This window comes from Variovorax sp. RO1, from assembly GCF_002849325.1.
Taxonomy (GTDB): Bacteria; Pseudomonadota; Gammaproteobacteria; order Burkholderiales; family Burkholderiaceae_C; genus Variovorax.
Genome location: NZ_PKMT01000003.1, coordinates 179,177 through 203,921 on the forward strand (window position 1 = coordinate 179,177; position 24,745 = coordinate 203,921).

General features: G+C 66.9%; 22 protein-coding genes. 12 read left to right on the forward strand and 10 right to left on the reverse strand.

Annotated features, from left to right (window positions below; genetic code table 11):
* Positions 1 to 10 precede the first annotated feature (10 nt).
* From ubiA to CY658_RS17815, 8 genes are all read right to left on the reverse strand, one after another.
* A complete protein-coding gene (ubiA, locus tag CY658_RS17780; RefSeq protein ID WP_101491470.1) occupies positions 11 to 874 on the reverse strand; it encodes a 4-hydroxybenzoate octaprenyltransferase in 864 nt (287 codons plus the stop codon).
* A gap of 100 nt (positions 875 to 974) precedes the next feature.
* Positions 975 to 1,559: a Dps family protein gene (locus CY658_RS17785; RefSeq protein ID WP_101491471.1), complete on the reverse strand. Its 585-nt coding sequence runs from the start codon at positions 1,557 to 1,559 to the stop codon at positions 975 to 977.
* Positions 1,560 to 1,696: 137 nt separating this feature from the next.
* Positions 1,697 to 2,662: a LysR substrate-binding domain-containing protein gene (locus tag CY658_RS17790; RefSeq protein ID WP_101491472.1), complete on the reverse strand. Its 966-nt coding sequence runs from the start codon at positions 2,660 to 2,662 to the stop codon at positions 1,697 to 1,699.
* A 68-nt stretch (positions 2,663 to 2,730) separates the two neighbouring features.
* The gene (locus CY658_RS17795; protein ID WP_101491473.1) at positions 2,731 to 3,474 is read right to left on the reverse strand and encodes a hypothetical protein; all 744 of its coding nucleotides are present in this window, start codon (positions 3,472 to 3,474) and stop codon (positions 2,731 to 2,733) included.
* Positions 3,475 to 3,496: 22 nt separating this feature from the next.
* A complete protein-coding gene (locus CY658_RS33115) occupies positions 3,497 to 4,465 on the reverse strand; it encodes a PoNe immunity protein domain-containing protein (RefSeq protein ID WP_101491474.1) in 969 nt (322 codons plus the stop codon).
* Between the two features lie 36 nt (positions 4,466 to 4,501).
* Positions 4,502 to 5,608, reverse strand: a complete 1,107-nt coding sequence (locus CY658_RS17805; RefSeq protein WP_101491475.1) for a PoNe immunity protein domain-containing protein — start codon at positions 5,606 to 5,608, stop codon at positions 4,502 to 4,504.
* Positions 5,605 to 7,422, reverse strand: coding sequence for a hypothetical protein (locus CY658_RS17810; RefSeq protein ID WP_101491476.1), 1,818 nt, complete (start codon positions 7,420 to 7,422; stop codon positions 5,605 to 5,607). The genes CY658_RS17805 and CY658_RS17810 overlap by 4 nt, the downstream gene beginning before the upstream one ends.
* Positions 7,419 to 10,358 carry a type VI secretion system Vgr family protein gene (locus CY658_RS17815; protein ID WP_101491477.1) on the reverse strand — a complete coding sequence of 980 codons (2,940 nt, stop codon included), beginning with the start codon at positions 10,356 to 10,358 and terminating at the stop codon, positions 7,419 to 7,421. Before CY658_RS17815 ends, CY658_RS17810 begins: the two co-directional genes overlap by 4 nt.
* Between CY658_RS17815 and CY658_RS32495 the strand changes: the two genes are divergently transcribed.
* The 4 genes from CY658_RS32495 to bioD all read left to right on the forward strand — a co-directional run bounded on the left by CY658_RS32495 (position 10,357) and on the right by bioD (position 14,411).
* The gene (locus CY658_RS32495; RefSeq protein WP_143713711.1) at positions 10,357 to 10,611 is read left to right on the forward strand and encodes a hypothetical protein; all 255 of its coding nucleotides are present in this window, start codon (positions 10,357 to 10,359) and stop codon (positions 10,609 to 10,611) included. The genes CY658_RS17815 and CY658_RS32495 overlap by 2 nt on opposite strands.
* A 413-nt stretch (positions 10,612 to 11,024) precedes the next feature.
* Positions 11,025 to 12,437, forward strand: coding sequence for an adenosylmethionine--8-amino-7-oxononanoate transaminase (locus tag CY658_RS17820; RefSeq protein WP_101491478.1), 1,413 nt, complete (start codon positions 11,025 to 11,027; stop codon positions 12,435 to 12,437).
* Positions 12,421 to 13,653: an 8-amino-7-oxononanoate synthase gene (gene bioF, locus CY658_RS17825; RefSeq protein WP_101491479.1), complete on the forward strand. Its 1,233-nt coding sequence runs from the start codon at positions 12,421 to 12,423 to the stop codon at positions 13,651 to 13,653. The genes CY658_RS17820 and bioF overlap by 17 nt, the downstream gene beginning before the upstream one ends.
* A complete protein-coding gene (gene bioD / locus CY658_RS17830) occupies positions 13,650 to 14,411 on the forward strand; it encodes a dethiobiotin synthase (RefSeq protein WP_101491480.1) in 762 nt (253 codons plus the stop codon). The genes bioF and bioD overlap by 4 nt, the downstream gene beginning before the upstream one ends.
* On the opposite strand, the gene CY658_RS17835 is transcribed toward bioD, so the two are convergent.
* Entirely contained in the window at positions 14,394 to 15,446 is a 1,053-nt protein-coding gene (locus CY658_RS17835) for an aldo/keto reductase (RefSeq protein ID WP_101491481.1), read from the reverse strand. The two genes, bioD and CY658_RS17835, sit on opposite strands and share 18 nt — an antisense overlap.
* Positions 15,447 to 15,683: 237 nt before the next feature.
* Here CY658_RS17835 and CY658_RS17840 point away from each other — a divergent pair, with 237 nt between their 5' ends.
* Together CY658_RS17840 and CY658_RS17845 are read left to right on the forward strand one after the other, a co-directional pair.
* The gene (locus CY658_RS17840; RefSeq protein ID WP_101491482.1) at positions 15,684 to 16,667 is read left to right on the forward strand and encodes an AraC family transcriptional regulator; all 984 of its coding nucleotides are present in this window, start codon (positions 15,684 to 15,686) and stop codon (positions 16,665 to 16,667) included.
* A gap of 162 nt (positions 16,668 to 16,829) precedes the next feature.
* Entirely contained in the window at positions 16,830 to 18,059 is a 1,230-nt protein-coding gene (locus tag CY658_RS17845) for an SAM-dependent methyltransferase (RefSeq protein WP_101491483.1), read from the forward strand.
* A 21-nt stretch (positions 18,060 to 18,080) separates the two neighbouring features.
* Here the strand turns inward: CY658_RS17845 and CY658_RS17850 are convergent, their stop codons facing one another.
* Positions 18,081 to 18,287, reverse strand: a complete 207-nt coding sequence (locus tag CY658_RS17850) for a dodecin (RefSeq protein WP_056581096.1) — start codon at positions 18,285 to 18,287, stop codon at positions 18,081 to 18,083.
* A 176-nt stretch (positions 18,288 to 18,463) separates the two neighbouring features.
* Between CY658_RS17850 and CY658_RS17855 the strand changes: the two genes are divergently transcribed.
* From CY658_RS17855 to CY658_RS33120, 6 genes are all read left to right on the forward strand, one after another.
* Positions 18,464 to 18,664 (forward strand): hypothetical protein, encoded by a 201-nt coding sequence (locus CY658_RS17855; protein WP_101491484.1) that lies wholly within the window; start codon positions 18,464 to 18,466, stop codon positions 18,662 to 18,664.
* 115 nt (positions 18,665 to 18,779) lie between these two features.
* A complete protein-coding gene (locus CY658_RS17860) occupies positions 18,780 to 19,787 on the forward strand; it encodes an LLM class flavin-dependent oxidoreductase (RefSeq protein ID WP_101491485.1) in 1,008 nt (335 codons plus the stop codon).
* Between the two features lie 44 nt (positions 19,788 to 19,831).
* Positions 19,832 to 21,172: an LLM class flavin-dependent oxidoreductase gene (locus tag CY658_RS17865; protein WP_101491486.1), complete on the forward strand. Its 1,341-nt coding sequence runs from the start codon at positions 19,832 to 19,834 to the stop codon at positions 21,170 to 21,172.
* Positions 21,172 to 22,392 (forward strand): M20 aminoacylase family protein, encoded by a 1,221-nt coding sequence (locus CY658_RS17870; protein WP_101491487.1) that lies wholly within the window; start codon positions 21,172 to 21,174, stop codon positions 22,390 to 22,392. The genes CY658_RS17865 and CY658_RS17870 overlap by 1 nt, the downstream gene beginning before the upstream one ends.
* Positions 22,389 to 22,925, forward strand: a complete 537-nt coding sequence (locus CY658_RS17875) for a GNAT family N-acetyltransferase (protein ID WP_101491488.1) — start codon at positions 22,389 to 22,391, stop codon at positions 22,923 to 22,925. Before CY658_RS17870 ends, CY658_RS17875 begins: the two co-directional genes overlap by 4 nt.
* The gene (locus CY658_RS33120) at positions 22,922 to 24,739 is read left to right on the forward strand and encodes an amino acid ABC transporter permease/ATP-binding protein (protein WP_101491489.1); all 1,818 of its coding nucleotides are present in this window, start codon (positions 22,922 to 22,924) and stop codon (positions 24,737 to 24,739) included. The genes CY658_RS17875 and CY658_RS33120 overlap by 4 nt, the downstream gene beginning before the upstream one ends.
* Positions 24,740 to 24,745 lie beyond the last annotated feature (6 nt).

Below are 24,745 nucleotides of genomic sequence, written 5' to 3' on the forward strand. Positions count from 1 at the left end.
TCCTCTTGCTTTATCGGATGGCATAGCCGGCCACGACGCCGACGAACACCGCGAAGCCCAGCCAGTGGTTTTCGCGGAAGGCCTTGAAACAGCCGTCACGCGTGCGGTCATGGATCAGGCGCCAGTGCCAGAGCGCCTGGGCCACCGCCGCGGCAATGCCCAGATAGAAGAGCACCCCCAGCGACCGGCTGGCACCGGCCCAGATCCAGACCGCCAGGAAGATCGCGTAGCTGGCCATCACCGCCGCCACGTCGAAGCGGCCGAAGGTGATGGCCGAGGTCTTCATGCCGATCTTCAGGTCGTCGTCGCGGTCCACCATCGCGTACTCGGTGTCATAGGCCAGCACCCAGAACAGGTTGCCCGCCAGCAGCCACCAGGCAAAAGCCGGCACCGTCGACTGCACTGCGGCAAAGGCCATCGGAATGCCGAAACTGAAGGCGATGCCCAGCACCGCCTGCGGGATCGACACGAAGCGCTTGGCGAACGGATAGATCAGCGTGATCGCCAGCGCCGCGAACGACCACAGCACCGTCGTGCGGTTGGTGGTGAGCACCAGCCCGAAGGACAGCAGCGCCAGCACCGCGCCCAGTCCCAGTGCCTCCTTGACCGACAGCGCGCCGCTCGTCACGGGCCGCTGGGCCGTGCGCTTCACGTGGCGGTCGAACTCGCGGTCGGCCACATCGTTGACGCAGCAGCCCGCGCTGCGCATCAGGAACGTGCCGAGCGTGAACACCACGACGAGGTGCCAACCGGGCCAGCCATCGGCCGCGAACCAGAGCGCGCCCAGCGTGGGCCACAGCAGCAACAGCCAGCCGGCCGGCCGGTTCCAGCGGATCAGATCGAGGTAGAGCGCAAAACGGCGGGCGAGAGGCATGCGAAAAGCGGCAAGGCAGACGTCAAAAGAGCGGCCATTGTGCCGCTCTCCGAAGGGGCTCCCAACACATCAAAGGTGCCGGGAGATCAGGATGACGTCATCAGTCCTCGAGCAGCGAGCGCAGCATCCAGGCCGTCTGGTCGTGCACCGTGCAGCGCGCGGTCAGCATGTCGGCGGTCGGGTCGTCGCCGGCCTCTTCGGCCACCGGGATGAACTCGCGCGCGATGCGCGACACCGTTTCGTGGCCTTTCACGAGGATGCGCACCATCTCCATCGCCTTGGGCGGGGTCTGCGGCACGTCGGGCACGGTGGCGATCTTGCTGAACTCGGCGTACGAGCCCGGCGCGTAGTGGCCCAGTGCGCGGATGCGCTCGGCGAGCACGTCCGTCGAGCCCCACAGCTCGGTGTACTGCGTCATGAACATCGCATGCAGCGAGTTGAAGTGCGGACCCGTCACATTCCAATGGAAGTTGTGGGTCGTGAGGTACAGCGTGTAGGTGTCGGCCAGCACGCGGCTCAGGCCTTCGGCAATGGCCGCGCGGTCCTGGCGCTCGATGCCGATGTTGATCAGCGGCGCGTTGCGGCTGCCCGACTCCTGCGCGACGACGGCGCCGCCCTTCTTGGGCACCTTGCCGGCGGAAGCAGCGGGCGACGGGGACTTCGTTTTCTTCGAGGGTTTGGCCATGGCGGAGGGGTCTTTCTTGAAGTTGGGTGGACGACACCGAAATTCTGAAAGCCGGCAGGCGGCTTCGCAACAGCTTCACTCTATCCCAGCGATCAGCGATCCCAAACAGCCCGCGCGTAGGCGAAGGCCCCGAATCGCTAGGAGAGTCGTTTGACACCCGGCAGCTCGCACGCGTAGATCGCGTTGCGCAGCGCCGCAATGGCTTCGTAGCGCGTGAAGGTGCGGCGCCAGGCCAGCACCACGCGGCGCATCGGCGGGTCGCGGTCCTGCGCGTCGCGCACGGGCAGGTAGCGCACCATCTGCTCGGGCTCCTTGCGGCCCTTGACCTTCGGCTTGAGCGCCTCGGCCGGCACCGACAGGCGCGGCACCAGTGTCACGCCCATGCCCGAGGCCACCATGTGCTTGATGGTTTCGAGCGACGAGCCCTCGAAGCTCTTGCGGATGCCCTCGGCGTTGCTCGAGAAGCGCGCGAACTCGGGGCACACCTCGAGCACGTGGTCGCGGAAACAGTGGCCCGTGCCCAGCAGCAGCATCGTCTCGTTCTGCAGCTCTTCCGACGTGATCGATTCGCGGTCGGCAAACTTGTGCTTCACGGGCAGCGCCGCCATGAAGGGCTCGTCGTACAGCGGCGCCATCGCCAGACCGGTGTCGGGAAAGGGCTCGGCCATGATCGCGCAGTCGATCTCGCCGGCGCGCAGCATCTCGAGCAGCTTGACCGTGAAGTTCTCCTGAAGCACCAGCGGCATCTGCGGCGTACGCGCGATCACCTGGCGCACCAGGTCGGGCAGCAGGTACGGCCCGATCGTGTAGATCACGCCCAGGTTCAGCGGGCCGGCCAGCGGGTCTTTTCCGCGCTTGGCGATCTCCTTGATGCTGGCGGCCTGGTCGAGCACGCTCTGCGCCTGCTGGACGATCTGCTCGCCGAGCGGCGTCACGGTCACTTCACCGGCGCTGCGCTCGAAGAGCTTGACCTCGAGTTCGTCCTCGAGTTTCTTGATGGCCACCGAAAGCGTCGGCTGGGACACATAACAGGCCTCGGCCGCCTTGCCGAAGTGCCGCTCGCGGGCGACTGCGACGATGTATTTGAGTTCGGTGAGAGTCATAGCTTGCGTCAATTATGCGCAAGGGTGTGTGACCCGGCTGGGGCGGGGTTAAAAGTCGCAGACTGCGATCAGCCAGGCCGGCTCCAGACCCATTGCACCGGTTGCCCGCCATTCGCGGGCATCGGCTCGCCCTGCGTGACGGCCACGCTCACGCGCAGATCGGTCAGGCAGGCCCAGACGCCCGAGCGTGGGCAGGTCTGGCCCGTGTCGGCAAACAGCAACTCGTCACGGCGCATGCGTTGCCCCTGGATCTGCGCCGAGCCATCGACCTCCGCGGAGAACGCGACGCGGCCGGACGCGGCGCGCTCTTCGAAGATCTCGATGGCGCCTTGCAAGGCGACGAAGAAATCCCAATCGGACAGATCCTGCTCCGCCGCTGCAGCGGTGAAGTCGGACTGGTACAGGCGCTGATAGCGCTCGGCGTTGTAGTCCAGCTCGAAGACAACGCTGCCTGTCGCAGCATCGATCAATCGAAACTGGCTGAAGCCTTGTCGCAACCGCCCATCGCCATACCGCGAAGGCGCGATCTCGCTGCGCAAGACCGGCGGGAGCATGACCACGGAGCCGTCGTCGCGCTTCTGGCAGATCTCGAACACGGCACCGTCGTCGCTGCGAAAAACGAACTTCTCATCGTCCGTCCAATAGCTGTAGTAGCGCTTGTCGTTCTCGATGGTGTAGCCGCCTTTGACCGGGAGGTCGGCGAGCACCGAAGCGCCCGGCGGTTTCTCGGCATCGTCGACCGGACGCCAACGGCCGGTTGCGGGGTCCAGGTCGATGAGGTCGGAGGCGGTGTGATGCAGGTAGAGCCACATGGGACGGTTTGAACCACCAACCTTATTTCGGGCAAACCTCGCCATCAGGACGATCGAACCTCGTCGAGACTGCGGCTGACATTTCCAGTGGCGCGTCTTTCGTTGTCGTCCAACGACCGTCGGCCTGCAGCTTGCGGGCGTAGGCCACCAGGTCTTTCGGGTACACCATGTGGTCGATGCTGCTGTCGTCGAGGTCGAGCAGGAAGCACGTCGCGCCAGCCTCGAAGGCCCAGTAGCCGTAGTAGAACGACCGATCGTTTTCGATCTTGAGGTGGGCGTTGTACCAGCGCGCGCCATCCTGGTGCTTGTACCAATTCTTCAGGTAGTCCTTCGCCAGCGCGACGGCCTTGACGTCATCGTCCTCGAAGTAGGCTTCGACCAGCGTGCTGTAGGGCGCATCGTGCTGCACCGCCTGCATGTCTTCCTGCGGGTCGTCCACAAAATCCGCGATCAGTTGTTCGTACAGCGCATCGGCGTAGCGATTGAAGACCATCGCCTTGACGATGCGTTTGACCGAGCGTGCATCGCGCAACAGGATGGCGACGCTAAGCAGTTGCAACGCGTTCTCGTACTCGATCTGATTGTCGAAATCGACGGCGCAAACGTCCAGATTGGTCGTGCCACCGTACTTCTTGTTGTGCTCTGCGAACTCCTCCTTCAAGGCGATTCGGAATGGCACGTTCGCATCATTCCAGCGGACAAAATCGTCCACGATGCCGGCAAGTTGAGGGGCCAAAACATCCAGATCGACGCCAGCTGTGTAGTCGAGCATCCAGAGCCAAAACTTCACGTTGTACGCCGATTGTCGAGCAGCAACCGAACTCATGGTGCCGACTTCTTGTTCACGCACATCCTCGGTCGTGATCACGATGGCCTCAAGTTGCTTATTGCGAATGTTCTCGTACAACGCCTTGTAGAGAAACTTCTGACGCCGATGCAGATGCATGTCGTCGAGCTCTGGAAACAGCGCAGGTTTCTCGGGGTTGTTCATAGACGATTCCTGCCAGCTCGCCGGCCCAGCGATGGATCAGGGTTTGGGCCCGGTCTGATCAGTATCCCACTGCCAGAAGGTGGCGCCGTAGTCGCTTCCTTCGATGACGGGCATGGCCTCCCCAGCCTCGAAATAGCGACGACTTCCGACTTTCGCAGGTGTGAACCACCAGCCTGATTTCGGGCAGGCCTCACCACCAGGGCAATTGAGCATGGTCGACGCTGGAGCTTCCGTTTCCAGTGGCACGTCTTTCGTTGTCGTCCAGCGACCGTCGGCCTGCAGCTTGCGGGCGTAGGCCACCAGGTCCTTCGGATACACCATGTGGTCGATCGTGCTGTCGTCGAGGTCGAGCAGGAAGCACGTCGCGCCAGCCTCGAAGGCCCAGTAGCCGTAGTAGAACGACAGATCGTCTTCGATCTTGAGGTGGGCGTTGTACCAACGCGCGCCATCCTGGTGCTTGTACCAATTCTTCAGGTAGTCCTTCACCAGTGCGACGGCCTTGGCGTCATCGTCCTCGAAATAGGCTTCGACCAGTGTGCTGTAGGGCTCGTCGTGCAGCACCTCTTGCATCTCTTCCTGTGGGTCGTCCACAAAGTCCGCGATCAGTTGTTCGTATAGTGCATCGGCGTAGCGGTTGAAGACCATCGCCTTGACGATGCGCTTGACCGAGCGCGCATCACGCAACAGGATGGCGACGCTGACGAGTTGCAGGGCGTCTTCGAACCAAATCTGATTGTCAAAATCGACAGCAGACACATCTAGACGCGTGGTGATGCCCTGCTGCTTGTCTTCTTCCGCGTATTTTTCTTTGAGATGTTTCCGATAGGGAACGTTGGCATCATTCCAGCGCACGAATTCGTCCACGATGCCAGCGAGTTGCGGGGCCAGCGTGTCCAGATCAACACCCGCTGTGTAGTCGAGCATCCAGAGCCAGAATTTTTCATGGTAGACAAACGCCTGTGCGACGACGTACGTTTGCGTGCCAGATTGCTTTCGTTCAACCCCAGCAACTGATACATCAATGGACTCCAGTTGTAGAGCTCGCACGTTCTCGTAGAGCGCCTTGTAAAGGAACTGTTGGCGACGACGCAGATGCATGTCGTCAGGCTCTGACATCAAGGTAGGTTTCTTTGGTTTGCTCATTGACGATTTCTGCCAGTACGCCGACCCGGTGATGGGAGTGGCTGCTGTGTTGGAGGTGCCGATGGCGATTGCTTGGTTGCAGCCGCAGTCTTGACTCGGTCATAGCGCTCTGAGACTGCGTCAATCTCTCCTGCGGTGAAGATGTCTGACGGGGTGTGATCGGCTTTGTGCTGATCGTGAAGCGCCAGATCGTAGAGGTCGCCCCCGGCCACCGCGCGCCTCGCCACCTCGGCGCTGACAGCGACGTGCTCCGGCATGCCCGGGGCCATTTCTTTCTTCAGCGGCCCGCCCGCTGCTGGCGTGTAGTCCTTGGGCGGGCTGGTACCAGGAATTGCAAAGTACCCGTAAACCCAACGGTTAGCTTCATTGCGATCCCAGATCAACGACGAGACCGTGACCTTCGCCCACTCCTCCGACATCTGCAGCCCCTTCTTTGGCTGCGACAGCATGCACCACAGGGCCACCTCTCGTTCTGTCATGCCGGGCGGGGGGCGCAGCTTTTTTGGCGCGCGTGGAGCGGTGCTCTTTCTTTTGGTGCCCTTGCCTTTTGGCTTCGCCTCGGTGCTGGCAGGTGGTTCTTCCTTGGCAAGTTCCTTCCAATCCGAGGCCCCTTGGCCGAACATCGCCCCAGCCGATTCGTTCGCCTTGGCTTCCACGAAATGATAGGTCCCGTTGCCCAACGACCAGACGCCGTCCACCCCGCTCTGATTGATGCGGGCCAGATGCACGGGCACCAGTTCGGTCGGCGTGGCCTCTGCACCTTGCTCCGACACCAGTTTTTTCGCGCCCGTCCACCGAGCATGGGGGTGCTGGCCCTCCACCGTGCCGTGCGGCCAGCTCCCGGGCGCATGCAGCTTCATATGGTGGTAGTGGGCCATATGCTCACCGAGCAGGCCCTTGTAGCGGCTCCCGATTTCCGCCCATGCAGCCCGGGTGATGCGCCTTGCGATGGTCTTGGGGCCACCTCCTGCCTCTGCGTTTTGGCGCCGGGTTGTAGCAGCCGGGTCGTGCTGCTTGTTTTGCTCTTCGGCAGGTTTTGCCGACTTCTTCGCGCGAGGAGTGGCGGGCGTGGCGCGTGCATGGCTCGTGGGGGTGGCACCGCCGCGCGCGCCCCTCGACGACGTCGATGCTGCTGCAGCGGCCGCCTGCGCCACGGCGTAGCCGTCTTCGCCCAACAGCGTGATGAGGAATTCGCGCAGTGCCTCGGTGCCCTCCCGCAGGCCGGTGCGCAGGGGGCCACTGAGACCCTTGAGCTGCGGTCGCATGTCGTGTGCCAGACCTTGCAGCGCGGCAGGCTCCCACCAATGCTCTTGCTCGAGGTAGGCCAGGAACTGGTCGCACAGCGTCAACCCTTGGTCGACCTGCTGGATCGCCGCCTGCGTGTGTCCGGCCCAGTTGAAGGTCTTGATGAACGTGATGGCGGCGCCCTTGGACTTGCCCAGCATCGCGCTGACGAAAGCCTGTCCGCGCACCGAACCCTTGAGGGCCGCGCTGCCTCGCCACAGCGGTTTGACGATGGTCTTGAACAGTGCGCCGACCTCCGGAATGCATCCAAAGGCGGCGATCGCAAGTTCCATCCATTCGTTCTTGCCGCATTTGGCCGGCCCGATGCGCGAGATGCGGAAGATCATGCCGCAGACGTCGCGCGCCGCCAGCACCTGTCCGGCAATGGGAATCAGCTGGACCAGCCCGTTGACCACCATTGCGGCGTTGCTGGGGTTCTCCTCGAAATCACCGAGGATCAAGTCCATGCAGAACTTGCCGATCGTGTCGAGCAAGCCGCTTTCACTTTTTTGAACAAGCACTTCGCTCATGCGATGACTCCCTCGCTGCCGCCGTCGGTGCCCGCGGACGAATCCAGCTTCTGACGGGCGGCATCGAGCTGACGCCTGACCTCGTCTTCTACTTCCTTGTGCGGATCAAAAGGCTCCAGCGGCGGTGGTTTCCATGCCCGCTGGTCTTCGCCAAGTTCGACGTGGTACGGCAGATTGGGTGTACCTTCGAGGCGCGCGAATCCCTGCTTGTCGAGCTTGCCCTCGCGCGTACTGCCGTCGCTGAAGATGACCTTGTAGGGCGCGCCTTCGACCGGCTCCAGGTCGTCGTATTGGTAGCTGAGTTCGATGGCTTGCTTGAACTCCGAGAGTCCTACCGGCAAAGCCGGCAACTCCGCCGGATTCCCCTTCGGCCCCACAAAACTCTTGCTGGTCCCCTTCACATCCAGCAGCCCCGGCATCTTCAGCGTGATGTTCATCCCATCCAGCTCGATGCTCGTCTGCCCACCCTTGAGCGTGATCTTCTGCTGCGCCAGCACGTGGATCTCGTCGTTGCTGCTGGTGACCGTGAAGCCTTCCTTGGCCAGCCATTCGAGCTCATCGGTGTGCGCCTGAACGCTCACCGGCCCGTCTTGTGCGATGACCTGGATACCGCCTTCGTGGCTGTACAGGCCCACGGATTTGCCGGCCGCGAAGCTCACGGTCTTGCCCGCTGCGACGTGGGCCTGCGCCTGCGCAGTCCAGTGGATCGCCTCGCCCGCGTACACAGTTGCGCTGGCAGGCGTGGCCATGTTCAGGCTCATCGCCGCATCGAGCACCATGAGCGGTCGTGCGAAGGCGGGCACGCGRTCTTGCCCTTCGCGCGAACCTGCGCCTTCTCCACCCTTCGGCTCGCGGGCGTCCTGTCCGTTGACACTGCCCGGGTAGTGCCCGTTCTTTTGCGGATCGATGTCGTCGATGAGCGGCTGCAGCAGCGCCGTGGCGCTCAACACCAACGCCTTCGCGCCGCCGGCCGCATCGGACAGTTTCTGTGCCTCGCGCAGTGCGCCCGCGAGCTGGCCGCGCACGCTGGTGGTGTCTTGCACGCTGCCCGCCGCCCGTTCCTGGGCCAGCGTGGAGATCAGCAGACCCTCGCCGGCGCGCGTGGCGACCCAGGCGTCGGAGCGCAGCTCGGCGCCGCTGCCGCGCCAGGCGCCTCGGCTGCTCTCGTCGGGTGACTGGGCGTTGAGGTGGCCCAGGTTCAGCTGGCTGGCCGCGTGCGAGCTGGCCAGGCGGGTGCGCACCTGGCCGGGCGCGTCGTCGGCGATCCACTGGTTGTATCCGCTGCCGTCGAGCGCGCGGCTGTGCCAGCCCGAGAGCACGCCTGCGTGGTTGGCCGATGAGTCGGTGCCGGCCGACCAGGGCGGTAGGTCCTGTCCGTTGTAGAGCTGTTGGGCGACCACCGGTCGGTCGATGTCGCCTTCGATGAAGGACACGAGCACTTCAGAACCTACGCGCGGCAGGTGGTGGGCGCCCCAGTTGGGGCCAGCCACCGGCGCGGCCACACGCAGCCAGACCGACTGGCGGTTGCTGGCGTGGCGACCGGCTGCGACCAGGCTGCCTTGTCCTCTGCTCGTCGATTGCTGCTGACCTGCACGCTGCGTCTGCCAATGGAAACGCACCTGGACGCGATGGTCACGCTGCGTATGCACGGCCGTCGGTGCCTCGTCGTCATCGGCCCCGACCACGAGCGCGACCATCGCCTCGGGGGCGGTGGGCTTGGGCCGCCACAGCGGCACGACCTGCGCCTCCGCCGGCTGGGCCTCGAAGCTGTTGCGGTAGCTGCCTTTCTCGAGTTCGCCGGCTTCGAGCACCTGCGCTGCTTGCGCGCCAAGGTTGTTCGCCGCTTCATGGCGCACGCGCAGCGAGAGGAATTTGCGGCCCTCGTAGCGGTCATGCTGCGTGAGCGTGAAGCGCTCGCCTGCACCGAGTTGTCGCACGCTGCCTGCGGCGCCGTATCGCTTGATGCGCGACTCGAAGGCCACGAGCTGCTGCTCTGCACGCCGAGAGGCAGTGGCGCTGTCGGCGTAGCGCTGTGCGCCGGCGCCGTCGTAGTGCTCCAGCACGGGCACGTCACCCATCGACAGCGCACTCTGCACGGCCCCGGTGGGGGCTTGCAGCACGCTGGCGTCCCAGGCGTTGCGCATGACGGCGTTGGTGGCAACCTGCCGCCGGCTGCTCCATGCGGTGATGGCGTCGGTCGACTCGGTGGCGTCGACGCGGTGAAAGCGGATCTGCGGCAAGGCGCAATCGGGTGGGGTTGCCGCGCGGTCGAAGATCACCAGGCGGTGGTGCGAGGGCGTGGTGTTGTTCGCAGCACTGCTGCTGCCATTGGCCGACTGCTGTTCATGCTCGAAGCGAAAGCTCAGGCCTTCTTCCGCCAGCAGTCGCAGCACGAAGGCCAGGTCCGACTCGCGGTACTGCACGCAGGTGGGCCGCACGGGCATTTCCTGCGTGACTTCGAAGCTGAAGCTCGCGGTCGTGTGGTCGGCGAACACCTCGCTGACGATGTCTTGCACGTGCTTGGCGGCGTACACGAAGCTGTCGCGGCGCAGGCCGAGCGCGGCGAGCCAGGGCTGCAGGTGCAGGCGGTAGCGCGCAAGGCCCCCATCACCGCCCAGCGCATCAACGGCCGTGAGGTAGCCGTGCCAGGTGCGAAAGCTGCCATTGGCCAGCAGCAGGCGCAGGCTCAGCTCTTCACCGATCATCGCGAACGGGTCGAACTCGCTCGACGTGGCGAGCGTGTCGACGGTGAACTCGAAGAGCTCGTTGATGCCTTCGGTGCCGGTGAAGCGCTCGACGACGACGGCGTTCTGCGGTGCCGACGTGGGCAGCTGCAGCTTGATGAGCCGCGCCTGCTCCGAGAGCCGCGCGACGTTCAGGCCTTCGAGCTTCCATGGCGTCGCGCCATGGAAGATATGTGAACTGGCTGATGACATGGATGACCACCTCCCCGGTGTCGTTGCCGGTAGCCCGGTCTTGGCCCATTTCTTCACATGCGTGATCTTCCCGCCTGCCTTGTCGATTCAAAGATCGGCCTCGGAAGTGCTGCATGAATCCGGACAACTCTACTTCAACGAAGAAGCATCAACTCGCCCCCCCAAAGTGAGTGCTTCTGTGTGCATTTCTCCGGAAAATTTGTTCTCTGCTTCGCAAAGGAAGGCGTTCGTTCTCATGCCAATTTTTGGATGAAGTTTTTTCTGACAGCGACAGGTCGATGGATGCGACGTGAACATCGCGCTCTGGTCAAAAAGAGCAGCCGCTGAACGATCGTTGAAATCGGCCATGGTCGCGTCTGAAAAGCGCGAACGAGGCGGCCAGCACCCCGAGAACCGGACATTCGTTCCGTATCTTTGGCGGCAGCCGGACAACTTGCAGAAGCGTCCACGCCAGCGGGGCAGGCGCGCCGACGCCGAGGCGCCCACCGTTGCGACGAACGTACGCATTACACGGTGCAACGTCGCGCAAATCGCCCTCATCACGCCCCGCAAACACCCGCCCGAAGCGCGTTTGCCGCACCGTCTTTCCGTCGATACGATCCCGCGCCTTTGCCCTCGTTTCTCGCGACGGGTAGTGCTTTTCTCGAACAAGAAAGGAATGCGCGGGTGCCCCCAACAACGACTGCTTCTTCGACCGCTTCGAACGCCCATGCCAACGCCAACGCGGATTGGCAACAACGCAGCCGCCGCCACGTCTGGCACCCCTGCACCCAGAGCATCCGCCTCGAGGTCGCGCCGCCGCTGCCCATCGCGCGCGGCGAGGGCGTCTGGCTGACCGACCACGAAGGTCGGCGCTACCTCGACGCGACCAGCTCGTGGTGGGTCAACCTGTTCGGCCACGCGCACCCGGCGATCAATGCCGCGCTCAAGGCGCAGCTCGACACGCTGCCGCACGTGATGCTCGCGGGCTGCACGCACGCGCCGGCGGTCGAGCTGGCCGAGCGGCTGGCGGCGCTCACGGGCCACGCGCTGGGCCATTGCTTCTATGCCTCCGACGGCGCCTCGGCCGTGGAGATCGCGCTGAAGATGAGCTTTCACGCCTGGCGCAACGCGGGCCGTGCCGACAAGCGCCGCTTCGTGGCCCTGCGCGGCGGGTACCACGGCGAGACGCTGGGCGCGCTGCACGTCACCGACGTGCCCGTGTTCCGCGACGCCTATGCGCCGCTGCTCGCCAGCGCGCACCTCGTGGCCTCGCCCGACGCGCGCGCCGCCCGGCCCGGCGAAGACGCCGCCGCCGTCGCCAACCGCGCCGCCGACGAGCTCGAGGCGCTGCTGGCCGCGCAGCACGACAGCATTGCCGCCGTGATCGTCGAGCCGCTGGTGCAGTGCGCCACCGGCATGGCGATGCACGACGCGGCCTACCTGCGCCGCCTGCGCGCGCTGTGCGACTGCTTCGGTGTGCACCTGATCGCCGACGAGATCGCGGTCGGCTGCGGGCGCACCGGCACCTTCTTCGCGTGCGAGCAGGCCGGCATCTGGCCCGACTTCCTGTGCCTGTCGAAGGGCATCAGCGGCGGCTACCTGCCGCTGGCGCTGGTGATGACGCGCGATGCCATCTACCAGGGCTTCGTCGACGACGACGCCGCGCGCAGCTTCCTGCATTCGCATTCCTACACCGGCAACGCGCTGGCCTGCCGTGCGGCGCTCGCCACGCTCGACCTGTTCGACGCAGAAGACGCGTTGAACCGCAACAAGGATCGCGCCGCGCGCCTGTTCACCCGCCTGCGCGAAGGGCTGGCCGGCCAAGCCGTTGATCACCTACGCCAGCGCGGAATGATCACGGCCTTCGACGTGCGCGCGCCCGGCCCGCGCTTCGCCGAGCGCTTCCACCTCGCGGCGCGCGACCACGGCCTGCTGATGCGACCCATCGGCGCGACCGTGTACCTGATGCCGCCGTATGCCATCGCCGACGACGAGATCGATCAACTGGTGGACGGCACGCTCGCGACGCTCAATGCCGTCACCACCGCATCCGGCACCATTGCCGAAGAAGGAGTCCGCGATGCTGCGCTTGCTTGAACGCCTGCAGAACGAAATCACCGCACTCGACGCGCGCTCGCTGCGCCGCCGCCGGCAGATCGCCGAAACAGCCTGCGCGCCCGAGCAGATCCTCACGCTGGCCGGCGCCACTGCGCCTCGCACCATGCTCGGCTTCAGCAGCAACGACTACCTGGGCCTGGCCGCGCACCCCGCGCTGGCCGAGGCGCTGGCCGAAGGCGCGGCGCGCTACGGCACGGGCAGCGGCGGCTCGCACCTCATCCTGGGCCACTCGCGCGCCCACGCGCAGCTCGAAGAACGGCTGGGCGAATGGATGGCGCCGCACATTCCCGAGGCGCGCAGCCTGTTCTTCTGTACCGGCTACATGGCCAACCTGGCGGTGCTGTCGGCGCTGGGCGACGGCGAGGCGGTGATCTTCTCGGAGACGTTGAACCACGCCTCGCTGATCGACGGCGCGCGGCTGGCCCGCGCCCGCGTGGAACGCTACCCGCACTGCGACCTGCAGGCACTCGACGCGCAGCTCGCCGCCTGCGACGCGCCGGTCAAGATCATCGTGAGCGACGCCGTCTTCAGCATGGACGGCCACATCGCCCCGGTGGCGGGCCTGCTTGCGCTGGCCGAGCAACACGACGCCTGGCTGGTGATCGACGACGCGCACGGCTTCGGCGTGCTCGGCGCCACCGGGCGCGGCGCGCTGCAGGCGCTGGCGCTGCGCTCCGAGCGGCTGGTGCTCATCGGCACGCTGGGCAAGGCGGCCGGCGTGTCGGGCGCCTTCGTGGCGGCGCACCGCACGGTGATCGACTTCCTGGTGCAGCGCGCGCGGCCTTATATCTTCACGACGGCAGCGCCGCCAGCGGTGGCGCATGCGCTGCTCACCAGCCTGGCGCTCATCGAGGGCGAGGAGGGGATGCGCCGCCGCGCGCAGCTGCGTGCCCGCATCACCCAGTTGCGCAGCGGCCTGAAGCAGGTGCTGCCGGCCGACGGTAGCGCCTGGCTGGCCGATTCGCCGACCGCGATCCAGCCGCTCATCGTGGGCGACAACGCGCGCGCCATGCAGACGATGGAACGGCTCGACGCGCACGGCCTGCGCGTCGGCGCGATCCGTCCGCCGACCGTGCCCGCGGGCACCGCGCGGCTGCGCATCGCGCTGTCGGCCAGCCACACCGAGGCCGACGTGGCGCGGCTCATCGGCGCGCTGGGCGAGGCCCTGGCCGAACCATGGCCGGAGGCCGCATGACGACGGCCGTGTCGACGCAGCGCCGCTGGTTCGTCACCGGCACCGACACCGGCGTCGGCAAGACGCTGGTGAGCAGCGCCATGCTCGCGCTGCTGGCCGCCTCGGGCCTGCGCGCAGTCGGCATGAAGCCGGTGGCGGCGGGGCTCGATGCCATCGATGGCGAATGGCGCAACGAAGACGTCGAGCGCCTGCAGGCGGCCGGCAACGTCGCCGCGCCGCTCGCCTGGCGCTGCCCCTACGTGCTGAAGGCGCCGATGTCGCCGCACCTGGCGGCGCGGGAAGAGGGCGTGCGTGTATCGCTGCCCGTGCTGCTCGATGCCTTCGAGCGGCTGTCGGCGCAGGCCGATGCGGTGGTGGTGGAAGGCGTGGGCGGCTTCTGCGTGCCGCTGGGCGACGACCTCGACACCGCCGACCTCGCGGTGGCGCTGGGCCTGCCCGTGATCCTCGTGGTCGGGCTGCGGCTGGGCTGCCTCAACCATGCGCTGCTCACCGCCGAGGCGATCCGTGCGCGCGGGCTGGTGCTCGCGGGTTGGGTGGCGAGCGTGGTCGAGCCGCAGATGCTCTCGCCCGAAGGCAACCTGCAGACGCTGCGTGCCCGGCTCGGTGCGCCGCTGCTGGGCGTGGTGCCGCACCTGGCCGAGCCCACGGCTGCGCGCGCCGCCGAACATCTCGACCTGCGCGCGCTGCGTGCGAGCGCGGCCCATGCCGCGCGGCAAGGCAACGTCGCTCTCAGCGTGGCGTCAGCCGCGACGGCCTGAGTCGGCCAGACGCTGGGCGCGCACGCCGCCCTGGCGCGCGAGCATCCAGCCCGGGTACTCAGGGGCCAGCGCGCTCGCGGTGTCGAGCGCCGCCAGCTCGTCGGCCGTGAGCTTCACCTCGGTGGCGGCGATGTTGTCGTCGAGCTGATCGATGCGCTTGGCGCCGACGATCACGCTGGTCACGACCGGCTGGTGCAGCAGCCACGCCAGCGCGATCTGCGCCACCGACACGCCGCGCGGTTCGGCGAACTGGCGCATGAGGTCAATGCAGTCGTAGGCGCGTTCCACGTTCACCGGCGGAAAGTCGAAGCTCGCGCGGCGGCTGCCTTCTGCGGTGGCGGTGTGGCGGTCGACCTTGCCGCTCAGCAGGCCGCCGGCCAGCGGGCTCCAGACCATCAGGCCGAGCTGTTCGCTGCGCAGCATCGGCACCAGCTCGCGCTCCAGGTCGCGCCCGGCCACGGTGTAGTAGGCCTGCAGCGACTCGAAGCGCGCGAGCCGGTCGCGCTCGGCAATGCCCAGCGCCTTGGCGATCTGCCACGCGGCCCAGTTCGACACGCCCACGTAGCGCACGTGGCCCTGGCGCACGAGGTCGTCGAGCGCGCGCACCGTTTCGTCGATGGGCGTGAGCGGGTCGGTGCCGTGGATCTGGTACAGGTCGATGTGGTCGAGCTGCAGCCGCTTCAGGCTGGCCTTCACGCCGTCCATGATGTGATAGCGCGAGGCGCCGGCCGAGTTCACACCCTTGCTGCCGGTTTCGCCGAGCACCTTGGTGGCGACCACCACGCGGTCGCGCGGTACCTTGAGGTTCTTCAGCGCCTGGCCGGTGATGGTTTCGGAGAGGCCGTCGGAGTACACGTCGGCGGTGTCGATGAAGTTGATGCCGGCGTCGAGCGAGCGGCCGATGAGGCCTTCGGCCTCGCCTTGCTGCAGCTGGCCGATGTGGTCCCAGATGCCAGGCGCGCCGCCAAAGGTCATCGTGCCGAGGCAGAGTTCGGAAACCAGGAGGCCGGTGCGGCCGAATTTGCGGTAGTGCATCGAAAGGGGTCCTTTGCGTGGGGAGGGGCCAGCCGGTTGTCGGGCCTGCCGGGGGTTGCCAAAAAGTATCCGGCCGGCAACCCCCGGCGGGCGAGCGTGTTTCTGCAAAGTCTTTGCCTATTTCTCCAGACCTCGCGCCGGGCCCGTGCAGATTCGAGGGCGCGGCGCTAAGCTGCGGGCAGCCCAATCCTCCATGGCCGTGATCGCGGCCGCGCCCCTTTTGTCAGAGGCCTACCCATGTCCGACGAAACCCCCGACACCGCCACCGTCCTCGCCATGCCGATGCCGCTGGACCCCGAACTCGACGCCGCCCGCGAAGAGCTGGTGCAGCTCATCCGCCACATCACGCGCGGGCAGGACGGCACGGTCGAATGCGCCGTGCCCGGCCTGCAGGTGCACTGCATCAGCAAGCCCGACGGCCCCAAGCATGGCTTCGCCACGCCGGCGTTGGGCCTCATTGCCCAGGGCTCCAAGCGGATCATCGTGGGCGACGACATCTACGTGTACGACCCGATGAACTACCTCGTCACCTCGGTCGACCTGCCGGTGTGCGGCCAGGTGTGCGTGACCAGCGAGAACGAGCCCTACCTGGGCGTGCGGCTGGAGCTGGCGGTCGATGAAATCGGCGACCTCATCGGCGACGAAAAACTGCCGGCCAAGGCCAACGCCCCGGCCTCGCGCGGCATGTACGTGAACCGCATCGCCATGCCGGTGCTCGAGCCCGTGCTGCGCCTGCTGCGGCTGCTCGACACGCCCGAAGACATTCCGATCATGGCGCCGCTCATCAAGCGCGAGATCATGTACCGCCTGCTGGTGAACGGCGAGGGCGCGCGGCTGCGCCAGATTGCGCTGCACGACAGCCACACGCAGCGCATCGCCAAGGCCATCAGCGCGCTGCGCACGAACTACGCGCAGTCGCTGCGCGTGGAAGACATGGCGCGCGCGGTGCACATGAGCGTGTCGTCGTTCCATCATCACTTCAAGGCCGTGACGGCGATGAGCCCGCTGCAGTACCAGAAGCAGCTGCGCCTGCAGGAAGCGCGCCGCCAGATGCTGATCGCCGGCACCGACGTGGCGAGCGCCGCGCACAACGTGGGCTACGAAAGCCCCTCGCAGTTCGCGCGCGAATACGGCCGCATGTTCGGCGCGCCGCCGCTGCGCGACAAGCGCCGCTGGCTCGGCGAGGCCGGCAACGACGCGACCTCGATGGAAGCCGCGTAGCAGGGCTCAGGGCTCGCCCAAGCAATCATCCAACCTAGCACTTGCCGCGATTTCTTGCGTCGTCGTGGAAATGCAGGTTTCGCAAAATCTCGTTATCGTTTTGTTGCTGCAGCACCCCATCCGCCCGTGGAGGCGGGACTACTCAACAACTCGGAGAGATGCATGCTTTGGGAAAAGAAGCTGGCGCAATGGAGCGCCGCGGTCCGCGCACGGGCCAACCTGCCCGCGCGGCTCACCTTGTGGGACGGCCAGTCCTACGACTTCGGTGACTTCAGCGGGCCGGCGGTCACGCTGCACGTGAAATCGCCCGCGGCGCTGTCGCTGATGCTGCAGCCCACGCTCGACAACCTGGGCGAGGCCTACGTCAAGAGCAAGATCGACATCGAAGGCAAGCTCAGCGACGTGATCGACATCGCCTACGGCCTGGCCAAGACCTCGATGGACATGCCCGGCGGCGCGCTGCGGCACATGGCGCGCTACTTCGCGCACACCAAATCGTCGGACAAAAAATCCATCGAGTACCACTACGACGTGTCGAACGCGTTCTACCAACTCTGGCTCGACGCGAACATGGTCTATTCGTGCGCCTACTTCGAGAACGGCGACGAAGACCTGGCCACCGCGCAGCTGAAGAAAATAGACCACATCCTCACCAAGATCGAACTCAAGCCGGGCCAGACGCTGCTCGACATCGGCTGCGGTTGGGGCGCGCTGGTGATCCGCGCGGCGCAGAAGTTCGGCGCGCGCTGCGTGGGCGTCACGCTGTCGCAGAACCAGTTCGACCTGGCGACCGAAAGGGTGAAGGCGGCCGGCCTGCAAGACCGCATCGAGATCCGCCTGCAGGACTACCGCGACGTGACCGGCCAGTTCGACCGCATCACCAGCGTCGGCATGTTCGAGCACGTGGGCCGCAAGAACCTGCCCGACTACTTCAAGCGCGTGCAGCAGCTACTGGCCGACGACGGCATCGTCATGAACCACGGCATCACCTCGTCCGACCCCGAGGGCGGCGGCGTGTCGTACGGCGGCGGCGACTTCATCGACCGCTACGTGTTCCCCAACGGCGAGCTGCCGCACATCAGCCTGGCGCTGCAGGCCATGCAGCAGGGCGGGCTCGAAGCCTTCGACGTGGAGAACCTGCGCCGCCACTACGCGCAGACGCTGCGCCACTGGAGCGACGCCTACGAGGCCCATGCCGACGAGGCACGTGCACTCGTCGACGAAGAGAAGTTCCGCATCTGGCGCATCTACCTCGCGGGCTGCGCCTATGCCTTCGAGAACGACGACGTGGCGATCTACCAGATCGTCGGGCGCAAGGCAGGCAGGGCGGCAAGCACGCTGCCGTGGTCGCGCCGCCATATCTACGACGGCACCTCGGCGCTGCGCGCCTGACCCGTCAAGGCCGCGTTGCGGCTACTCGAGCGTGAAGCCGATCTTCACCGTCACCTGCCAATGCGCGATCTTGCCGTCGACCACATGGCCGCGCGTCTCGGTGACGGTGAACCACTGGATGTTGCGCACCGTCTCGTGCGCCTTCGCGATGGCGGTCTGCACCGCGTCCTCGATGCTCGTGGGGGACGAGCCGGTCAGCTCGAGCGACTTGTAGACATGGTTCGACATGGCACTTGCTCCTTGGGTGGTTTCGCGTCCATCGTAGCCAGTGCACGGGGGGCGGGGCAACTCCTTTGAGCGCGCGGATGCGATGCAAACCGCATCAGCACATTCGCAATCCGTCGTTGGCAAGGGCGGGGGTGCTTCGCAGAATCGGCGGCATTGATCCAGGGAAACCGCCCGCCATGCCACTGCACACCGCTGCCTTTTCATCTCCCGCCGCACAGGCCCGCCACATCCTCGCGCTGACCGCCATCGCCTGGTGCATCGCAACGCCGTCGCCGCATGAAGTGGCACGCCGCGCACCGCACGGCCATGTGCCGCTGCGCGTGCGCAGGAGGCTGCACGCCACGGCCGTGGCGGCACTTCTTCCGTATGCGTGGTGAGCCGCGCGACCCCGCAGATTCCAGATATCGATAGAGGAATTCAGCGCAAACGGCCCGTGCGATGGCTCGCAGAATTTGAAGCACACCCGCTTCCACTGCGCCATCGCCGAACACCGTGTCCTACTCGCTCTCCCTGCTCGACAAGAGCCTGATCCCCGAAGGTGCCGACGCCGCGCAGGCGTTCCAGCACACCATCGCGCTGGCCCAGCGCGCCGAACGTCTGGGCTACCGGCGCTACTGGCTGGCCGAGCACCACGGCAATCGCACGTATGCCGGATCGGCGCCCGAGGTGCTGGCCTCGCACCTGCTCGCGAAGACCTCGCGCATCCGCATCGGCACCGGTGGCGTGATGCTGCAGCACTACAGCCCGTTCAAGGTCGCGGAGACCTTCAAGGTGCTGGCCTCGCTGGCGCCGGGCCGTGTCGACCTGGGCATCGGCAAGGCGCCGGGCGGCCTGCCGCTGACCAGCAAGGCGCTGCAATCGCTGCACGATCCGGTGAAGGCGAAGGCCCTCGATTTCGAAGCGCGACTGCAGGAGCTCGATGCCTTCCTGCACGACGGTGTGCCCGCCGACCATCCGCTGGCAGGTGCGATCGCCACGCCATTTCCACCGCAGCCGCCGCAGCGCGTGCTGCTTGGCGGCAGCCCCGAAAGCGCGTTGCTTGCGGCGCGGCTGGGCTGGCAGTTCGTCTATGCGGGCCACTTCAATGGCGACCCGGTGAACATCGAACAGTCGATCGACGCCTACCGCGCCGCCACCGGCCGCGCGCCGCTGCTCGCGCTCTTCGCCTTTGCGGCCGAGACGCACGACGAGGCCGCGCAGCTGGTGGGCGCATTGCGCAGCTTCCGCGTGACCTTGTCCACCGGCCAGAGCGTGAACCTGCCGAGCCTCGAAGCCGCCGCCGAGTTCGCACGGCAGGCCGGCACCAGCGACTACCGCACCGAGGAGCGGCGCCCGCATGTCATCGCCGGCACCGGCGACGAGGTGCGCGATGCGCTCGATGCCCTGAGCGCGCGCCACGGCATCGAGGAGTTCGTGATCGACATCCCGGTGGCGAACTTCGCCGCGCGCGCCACGGCCGTCGAGTTGCTGGCGCAAGCCCGCGAGCCTGCACTGGCCTGAGCTTCTTCTTCTTTTTCTCCTTTCCCATCACAAGAACGATCGACATGAGCAACATCCAGTTCGGCGTCATGCTGCAAGGGGCCGGCAGCCACATGAATGCCTGGAAGCACCCGGGCGGCCCGGCCGATGCCAGCGTCAACCTCGACTTCTTCATCCGCAACGCGCAGAAGGCCGAGGCCGCGGGCATCGCCTTCGCCTTCGTGGCCGACGGGCTCTACATCAACGAGAAGTCGATCCCGCACTTCCTCAACCGCTTCGAACCGATCTCGATCCTCTCGGCGCTGGCCGCCGTCACCTCGAAGATCGGCCTGGCGGGCACCATCTCCAGCTCGTACAGCGACCCGTTCACGGTGGCGCGGCAGTTCGCCTCGCTCGACCTCATCAGCGGCGGGCGCGCGGGCTGGAACGTGGTGACCACGCCGCTCGAAGGCAGCGCCAAGAACTACAGCCGCGCGCACCCCGAGCACGCGCTGCGCTACGAGATTGCCGACGAGTACCTGGCCGTGACGCAGGGTCTGTGGGACAGCTGGGACGACGACGCCTTCGTGCGCGACCGCGACAGCGGCCAGTTCTTCGACCGCGACAAGCTGCACACGCTGGACCACAAGGGCCGCTTCTTCCAGGTGGCGGGGCCGCTGAACATCCAGCGCTCGCCGCAGGGGCAGCCGGTGATCTTCCAGGCCGGCTCGTCGGACGCGGGCATCGGGCTCGCGGGCAAGTACGCCGACGCGGTGTTCACGCATTCGCCCTCGCTCGAAGACACGCGCGCCTTCCTCAAGCAGGTCAAAGCCAGCGCCGTCGCGCAGGGCCGGCAGGCCGGCGACGTGAAGATCTTCCCGGGCATCGGCCCCGTGGTCGCCGCCACTGAGGCGGAGGCCGAGGCCAAGTACCTCGCCATCCGCGCACTGCTGACGGTCGAGGAGGCCTTGGCCTACCTGGGCCGCTTCTTCGACCACCACGACTTCAGCCAGTACGCGCTCGACGCGCCGTTTCCAGAGCTGGGCGAGATCGGCCGCAACAGCTTCCGCTCGACCACCGACCGTATCAAGGCCAATGCCAAAGCCAAGGGCCAGACGTTGCGCGAGGTGGCGCTCGAGGTCGCCACGCCACGCACGCAGTTCGTGGGCACCGGCGAGCGCATCGCCGACGAGATCATCCGCTGGGTGGACGAGGGCGCGGCCGACGGCTTCATCCTCGGCTTCCCGGTGCTGGGGCAGGGCCTCGACGACTTCATCGAGTTCGTGGTTCCCGCACTGGAGGCCCGCGGTCGCTACCAGCGCACGCTGCCCGGCCAGACCCTGCGCGACCACCTGGGCCTGCAGCGCAAGGCGAGCCGCCATGCGCTGCCCCAAGGCAACGCCGCCCCCGAGCGGAAAGCCGCCTGATGGGCGCCGCATTGCCACGCCCGGCCCTCAAGGACATCCACCGCGTCGAATCGACCATTGCCGGCTACGGCGACGAGTTCATCGCGCTGCGGCGCGACATCCACCAGCATCCCGAGCTGTCGTTCAAGGAGCACCGCACCTCGGCGCTGGTGGCCGAGCGGCTCGCGGCCTGGGGCTACGAGGTCACGACCGGCCTGGCCGGCACCGGCGTGGTGGGCACGCTGCGGCGCGGGCCGGGGCGCAGCCTCGGTATCCGCGCCGACATGGACGCGCTGCCGATCCACGAGGCCACTGGCTTGCCATATGCGAGTGAGAACGCGGGCGTGATGCATGCCTGCGGTCACGACGGCCACACGGCGATCCTGCTCGCGGCGGCGCGCTTCCTGGCCGAGGCGGGCGCCTTTCGCGGCACCTTGCACCTGATCTTCCAGCCCGCCGAAGAACTCGGCGCGGGTGCCAAGAAGATGATCGACGAGGGCCTGTTCACGCGCTTCCCGTGCGACGCCGTCTTCGGCCTGCACAACTGGCCCGGCGTGAGCACGGGGCACGTGGGCTGCGTCACCGGGCCTGCGATGGCGGCCATCGACCAGGCGCACATCACGGTGCGCGGCAAGGGCGGCCACGGCGCGCAGCCGCATGAAACGGTCGACCCCGTGGTCGCGAGCGCGCATCTGATCGCGGCGCTGCAGACCGTGGTGTCGCGCAACGTCGATCCGCTGGACATGGGCGTGATCACGGTGGGCTCCATCCACGGCGGCGAAGCGTCCAACGTGATTCCGAACACGGTCGAGCTCAAGCTCACGGCGCGGTCGTTCAAGCCCGAGGTGCGCGCGCTGCTGGCGCGGCGCATTCCCGCGCTGGCGCGGGCGCAGGCCGAGAGCTTCGGCGCCGAGGCCGACGTCGACTACCGCCCGGGCTTTCCGCCGGTGGTCAACCACGCGGAAGAAACCGCCTTTGCGCGTGCGGTGGCGCTCGACACCTTCGGCGCGGAGCGGGTCGATCCGGCCTTCCGGCCGCGCACTGCCAGCGAAGACTTCGCCTACATGCTGCAGGCGCGCCCCGGCAGCTACGTGTTCTTCGGCAACGGCGAGAGCGCCTCGCTGCACAGCCCGCGCTACGACTTCAACGACGCGATCCTCGCGCCCGCGGCCGTGTACTGGGCGCGCCTGGCCGAGCGCTTTCTTTCCGCCGACAGCGACTTGCAGGAAACCACCCCATGAGCGAACAGTTTGTCTACACCACGCCGCTGGACCCGCGGGCCCGGCCGTTGATCGAAGGGCTCACCTTCGAGTACGACAGCCGCTACGGCGACGTGATGCGCGAGCCCGGCGCACCGCGCGAGATCGACCGCTACGCGCCCGAGGTGTTCGCACCGCCGCACGGCAACTTTGTGCTGCTGCTGCGCGACGGCGTGGCGATCGGCGGCGGCGCCTTCATGCGCCACGACGAACGCACCGCCGAACTCAAGCGCGTGTGGACGCACGGCGCGCTGCGCCGCCAGGGCCTGGCGAGCCGCGTGCTCGCCGAGCTGGAGGCGCAGGTGCTGCGCCAGGGCTATGAGCGCATCTACCTCACGACCGGTTTTCGCCAGCCCGAGGCCGTGGGCCTGTACCGCAGCCATGGCTACACGGCGCTGTTCACGGACGACGCCGATCCCGAGACGCCGCGCAAGCTGCCGTTCGAGAAGCACCTGGCGCAGTGGGCCGCGCAAGGCCGTGCCGGCGCGACGTTGAGCGAGGCGGTGTCGCGATGAACACGACCACCATCCTCGATGTCGGTCCGGAGCCGCGCACCCCCACAGCACCGGTCCGGCGGAGTGATGCGACGCCACCCGCCAAGGGCGACTACTCTCATTTGCGCATCGTCCCCGCGACGTATCCCGCGCGCACTGTCGGCACCATCTTCGCGGTGGCAGTGATCGGCCTCGTCCTGCATTCGGTGCTCACCAATCCGCGCTGGGGTTGGCCGGTGTTCGCCGAGTGGTTCTTCTCGGAGCCAGTGCTCGCCGGCCTGGGCCGCACGCTGCTGCTCACGGCGCTGGGCGCGGTGCTGGGCTTCTTCTTCGGCACGGGGCTGGCGCTCGCGCGGGTGTCGCGCTCGCCGCTGCTGGCGCGGCTGGCCTGGGTGTTCACCTGGCTCTTCCGCTCGGTGCCGGTGATCGTGCTGCTGCTGATCATCAACAACCTGGGCTACCTGTACGAGACCGTGTCGCTGGGCGTGCCGTTCACCGACCTCACGTTCTTCTCGTACCCGACCACGCAGCTCATCAGCCCCTTCGTGGCGGCGCTGCTGGGCCTCACGCTGAACCAGGCGGCGTTTGCCTCGGAGATCGTGCGCGGCGGCATCCTGTCGGTGGACCAGGGGCAGATCGAGGCGGCGGCTGCGCTCGGCCTTTCGCGCCGGCGCCAGGCCTCGCGCATCGTGCTGCCGCAGGCCATGCGCAGCATCCTGCCCACGGCCTTCAACGACATCATCGGGCTGGCCAAGGGCACCTCGAACCTCTACATCCTGGCGCTGCCCGAGCTGTTCTACACGATCCAGATCATCTACCGGCGCAACCTGGAAGTGATTCCGCTGCTCATGGTGGCGACCGTGTGGTACCTCGTGATCCTCACGGTGCTATCGGTGGCGCAGCACTACATCGAGCGGCACTTTTCGCGCGGGGCCCTGCGCCATGCACCGCGCTCGTGGCTGGGCGGTGTGGTGCACGGGCTGTGGGCGCGGGGCAGGGGGCCGGCCGTGGTGCCCGTGTCCGTGCCGGCCCCAGCGCCCGCACAGGTGCCGCGCTGGAACGGCGCACGCGCACCCGGCGGCGAGGTGACGATCCACGGCGTGTCCAAGCGCTTCGGCGCGCTGCAGGTGCTCGACGACGTGACCTTCACCGCGCCGCGGGGCAGCGTCACCGTGATCCTCGGGCCGTCGGGCTCGGGCAAGTCGACGCTGCTGCGCACCATCAACCACCTGGAGCGCGTGGACGACGGCTTCATTGCCATCGACGGCGAACTCATCGGCTACCGGCGCGACGCCGACACGCTGTACGAGCTGCACGAGAAAGACATCCTCACGCGCCGCGCCGACGTGGGCATGGTGTTCCAGAACTTCAACCTGTTCCCGCACCTCACGGTGCTGGAGAACATCGTCGAGGCGCCGCAGTCGGTGCGCGGCCTGCCGCGCGCCGAGGCCGAGGCGCTGGCCTCCGACCTGCTGGCCCGCGTCGGCCTGGCCGACCGCAAGGACGCCTACCCGCGCCAGCTCTCGGGCGGCCAGCAGCAGCGCGTGGCGATTGCGCGGGCGCTGGCCCTCAAGCCCAAGGTGCTGCTGTTCGATGAGCCCACCTCGGCACTCGACCCCGAACTCGTGGGCGAGGTGCTCGCGGTGATCGAGGAGCTGGCCAGCTCCGGCACCACGCTGCTCATCGTGACGCACGAGATCGGCTTTGCCCGCGAGGTGGCCGACACCGTGGTCTTCATGGAGCAGGGCCGCATCCTCGAAACCGGCACGCCCGAGCAGGTGTTCAACGCACCGAGGCACCCGCGCACGGCCGAATTCCTGGCCTGGGTGCTCTGAGCTTTT

Bases quoted from the DNA above. Each gene is read 5' to 3' on its own strand.
- ubiA (WP_101491470.1), bottom strand. From the start codon at position 874: ATGCCTCTCGCCCGCCGTTTTGCGCTCTACCTCGATCTGATCCGCTGG.
- CY658_RS17785 (WP_101491471.1), bottom strand. From the start codon at position 1,559: ATGGCCAAACCCTCGAAGAAAACGAAGTCCCCGTCGCCCGCTGCTTCC.
- CY658_RS17790 (WP_101491472.1), bottom strand. From the start codon at position 2,662: ATGACTCTCACCGAACTCAAATACATCGTCGCAGTCGCCCGCGAGCGG.
- CY658_RS17795 (WP_101491473.1), bottom strand. From the start codon at position 3,474: ATGTGGCTCTACCTGCATCACACCGCCTCCGACCTCATCGACCTGGAC.
- CY658_RS33115 (WP_101491474.1), bottom strand. From the start codon at position 4,465: ATGAACAACCCCGAGAAACCTGCGCTGTTTCCAGAGCTCGACGACATG.
- CY658_RS17805 (WP_101491475.1), bottom strand. From the start codon at position 5,608: ATGAGCAAACCAAAGAAACCTACCTTGATGTCAGAGCCTGACGACATG.
- CY658_RS17810 (WP_101491476.1), bottom strand. From the start codon at position 7,422: ATGAGCGAAGTGCTTGTTCAAAAAAGTGAAAGCGGCTTGCTCGACACG.
- CY658_RS32495 (WP_143713711.1), top strand. From the start codon at position 10,357: ATGGATGACCACCTCCCCGGTGTCGTTGCCGGTAGCCCGGTCTTGGCC.
- bioF (WP_101491479.1), top strand. From the start codon at position 12,421: ATGCTGCGCTTGCTTGAACGCCTGCAGAACGAAATCACCGCACTCGAC.
- bioD (WP_101491480.1), top strand. From the start codon at position 13,650: ATGACGACGGCCGTGTCGACGCAGCGCCGCTGGTTCGTCACCGGCACC.
- CY658_RS17835 (WP_101491481.1), bottom strand. From the start codon at position 15,446: ATGCACTACCGCAAATTCGGCCGCACCGGCCTCCTGGTTTCCGAACTC.
- CY658_RS17840 (WP_101491482.1), top strand. From the start codon at position 15,684: ATGTCCGACGAAACCCCCGACACCGCCACCGTCCTCGCCATGCCGATG.
- CY658_RS17845 (WP_101491483.1), top strand. From the start codon at position 16,830: ATGCTTTGGGAAAAGAAGCTGGCGCAATGGAGCGCCGCGGTCCGCGCA.
- CY658_RS17850 (WP_056581096.1), bottom strand. From the start codon at position 18,287: ATGTCGAACCATGTCTACAAGTCGCTCGAGCTGACCGGCTCGTCCCCC.
- CY658_RS17855 (WP_101491484.1), top strand. From the start codon at position 18,464: ATGCCACTGCACACCGCTGCCTTTTCATCTCCCGCCGCACAGGCCCGC.
- CY658_RS17865 (WP_101491486.1), top strand. From the start codon at position 19,832: ATGAGCAACATCCAGTTCGGCGTCATGCTGCAAGGGGCCGGCAGCCAC.
- CY658_RS17870 (WP_101491487.1), top strand. From the start codon at position 21,172: ATGGGCGCCGCATTGCCACGCCCGGCCCTCAAGGACATCCACCGCGTC.
- CY658_RS17875 (WP_101491488.1), top strand. From the start codon at position 22,389: ATGAGCGAACAGTTTGTCTACACCACGCCGCTGGACCCGCGGGCCCGG.
- CY658_RS33120 (WP_101491489.1), top strand. From the start codon at position 22,922: ATGAACACGACCACCATCCTCGATGTCGGTCCGGAGCCGCGCACCCCC.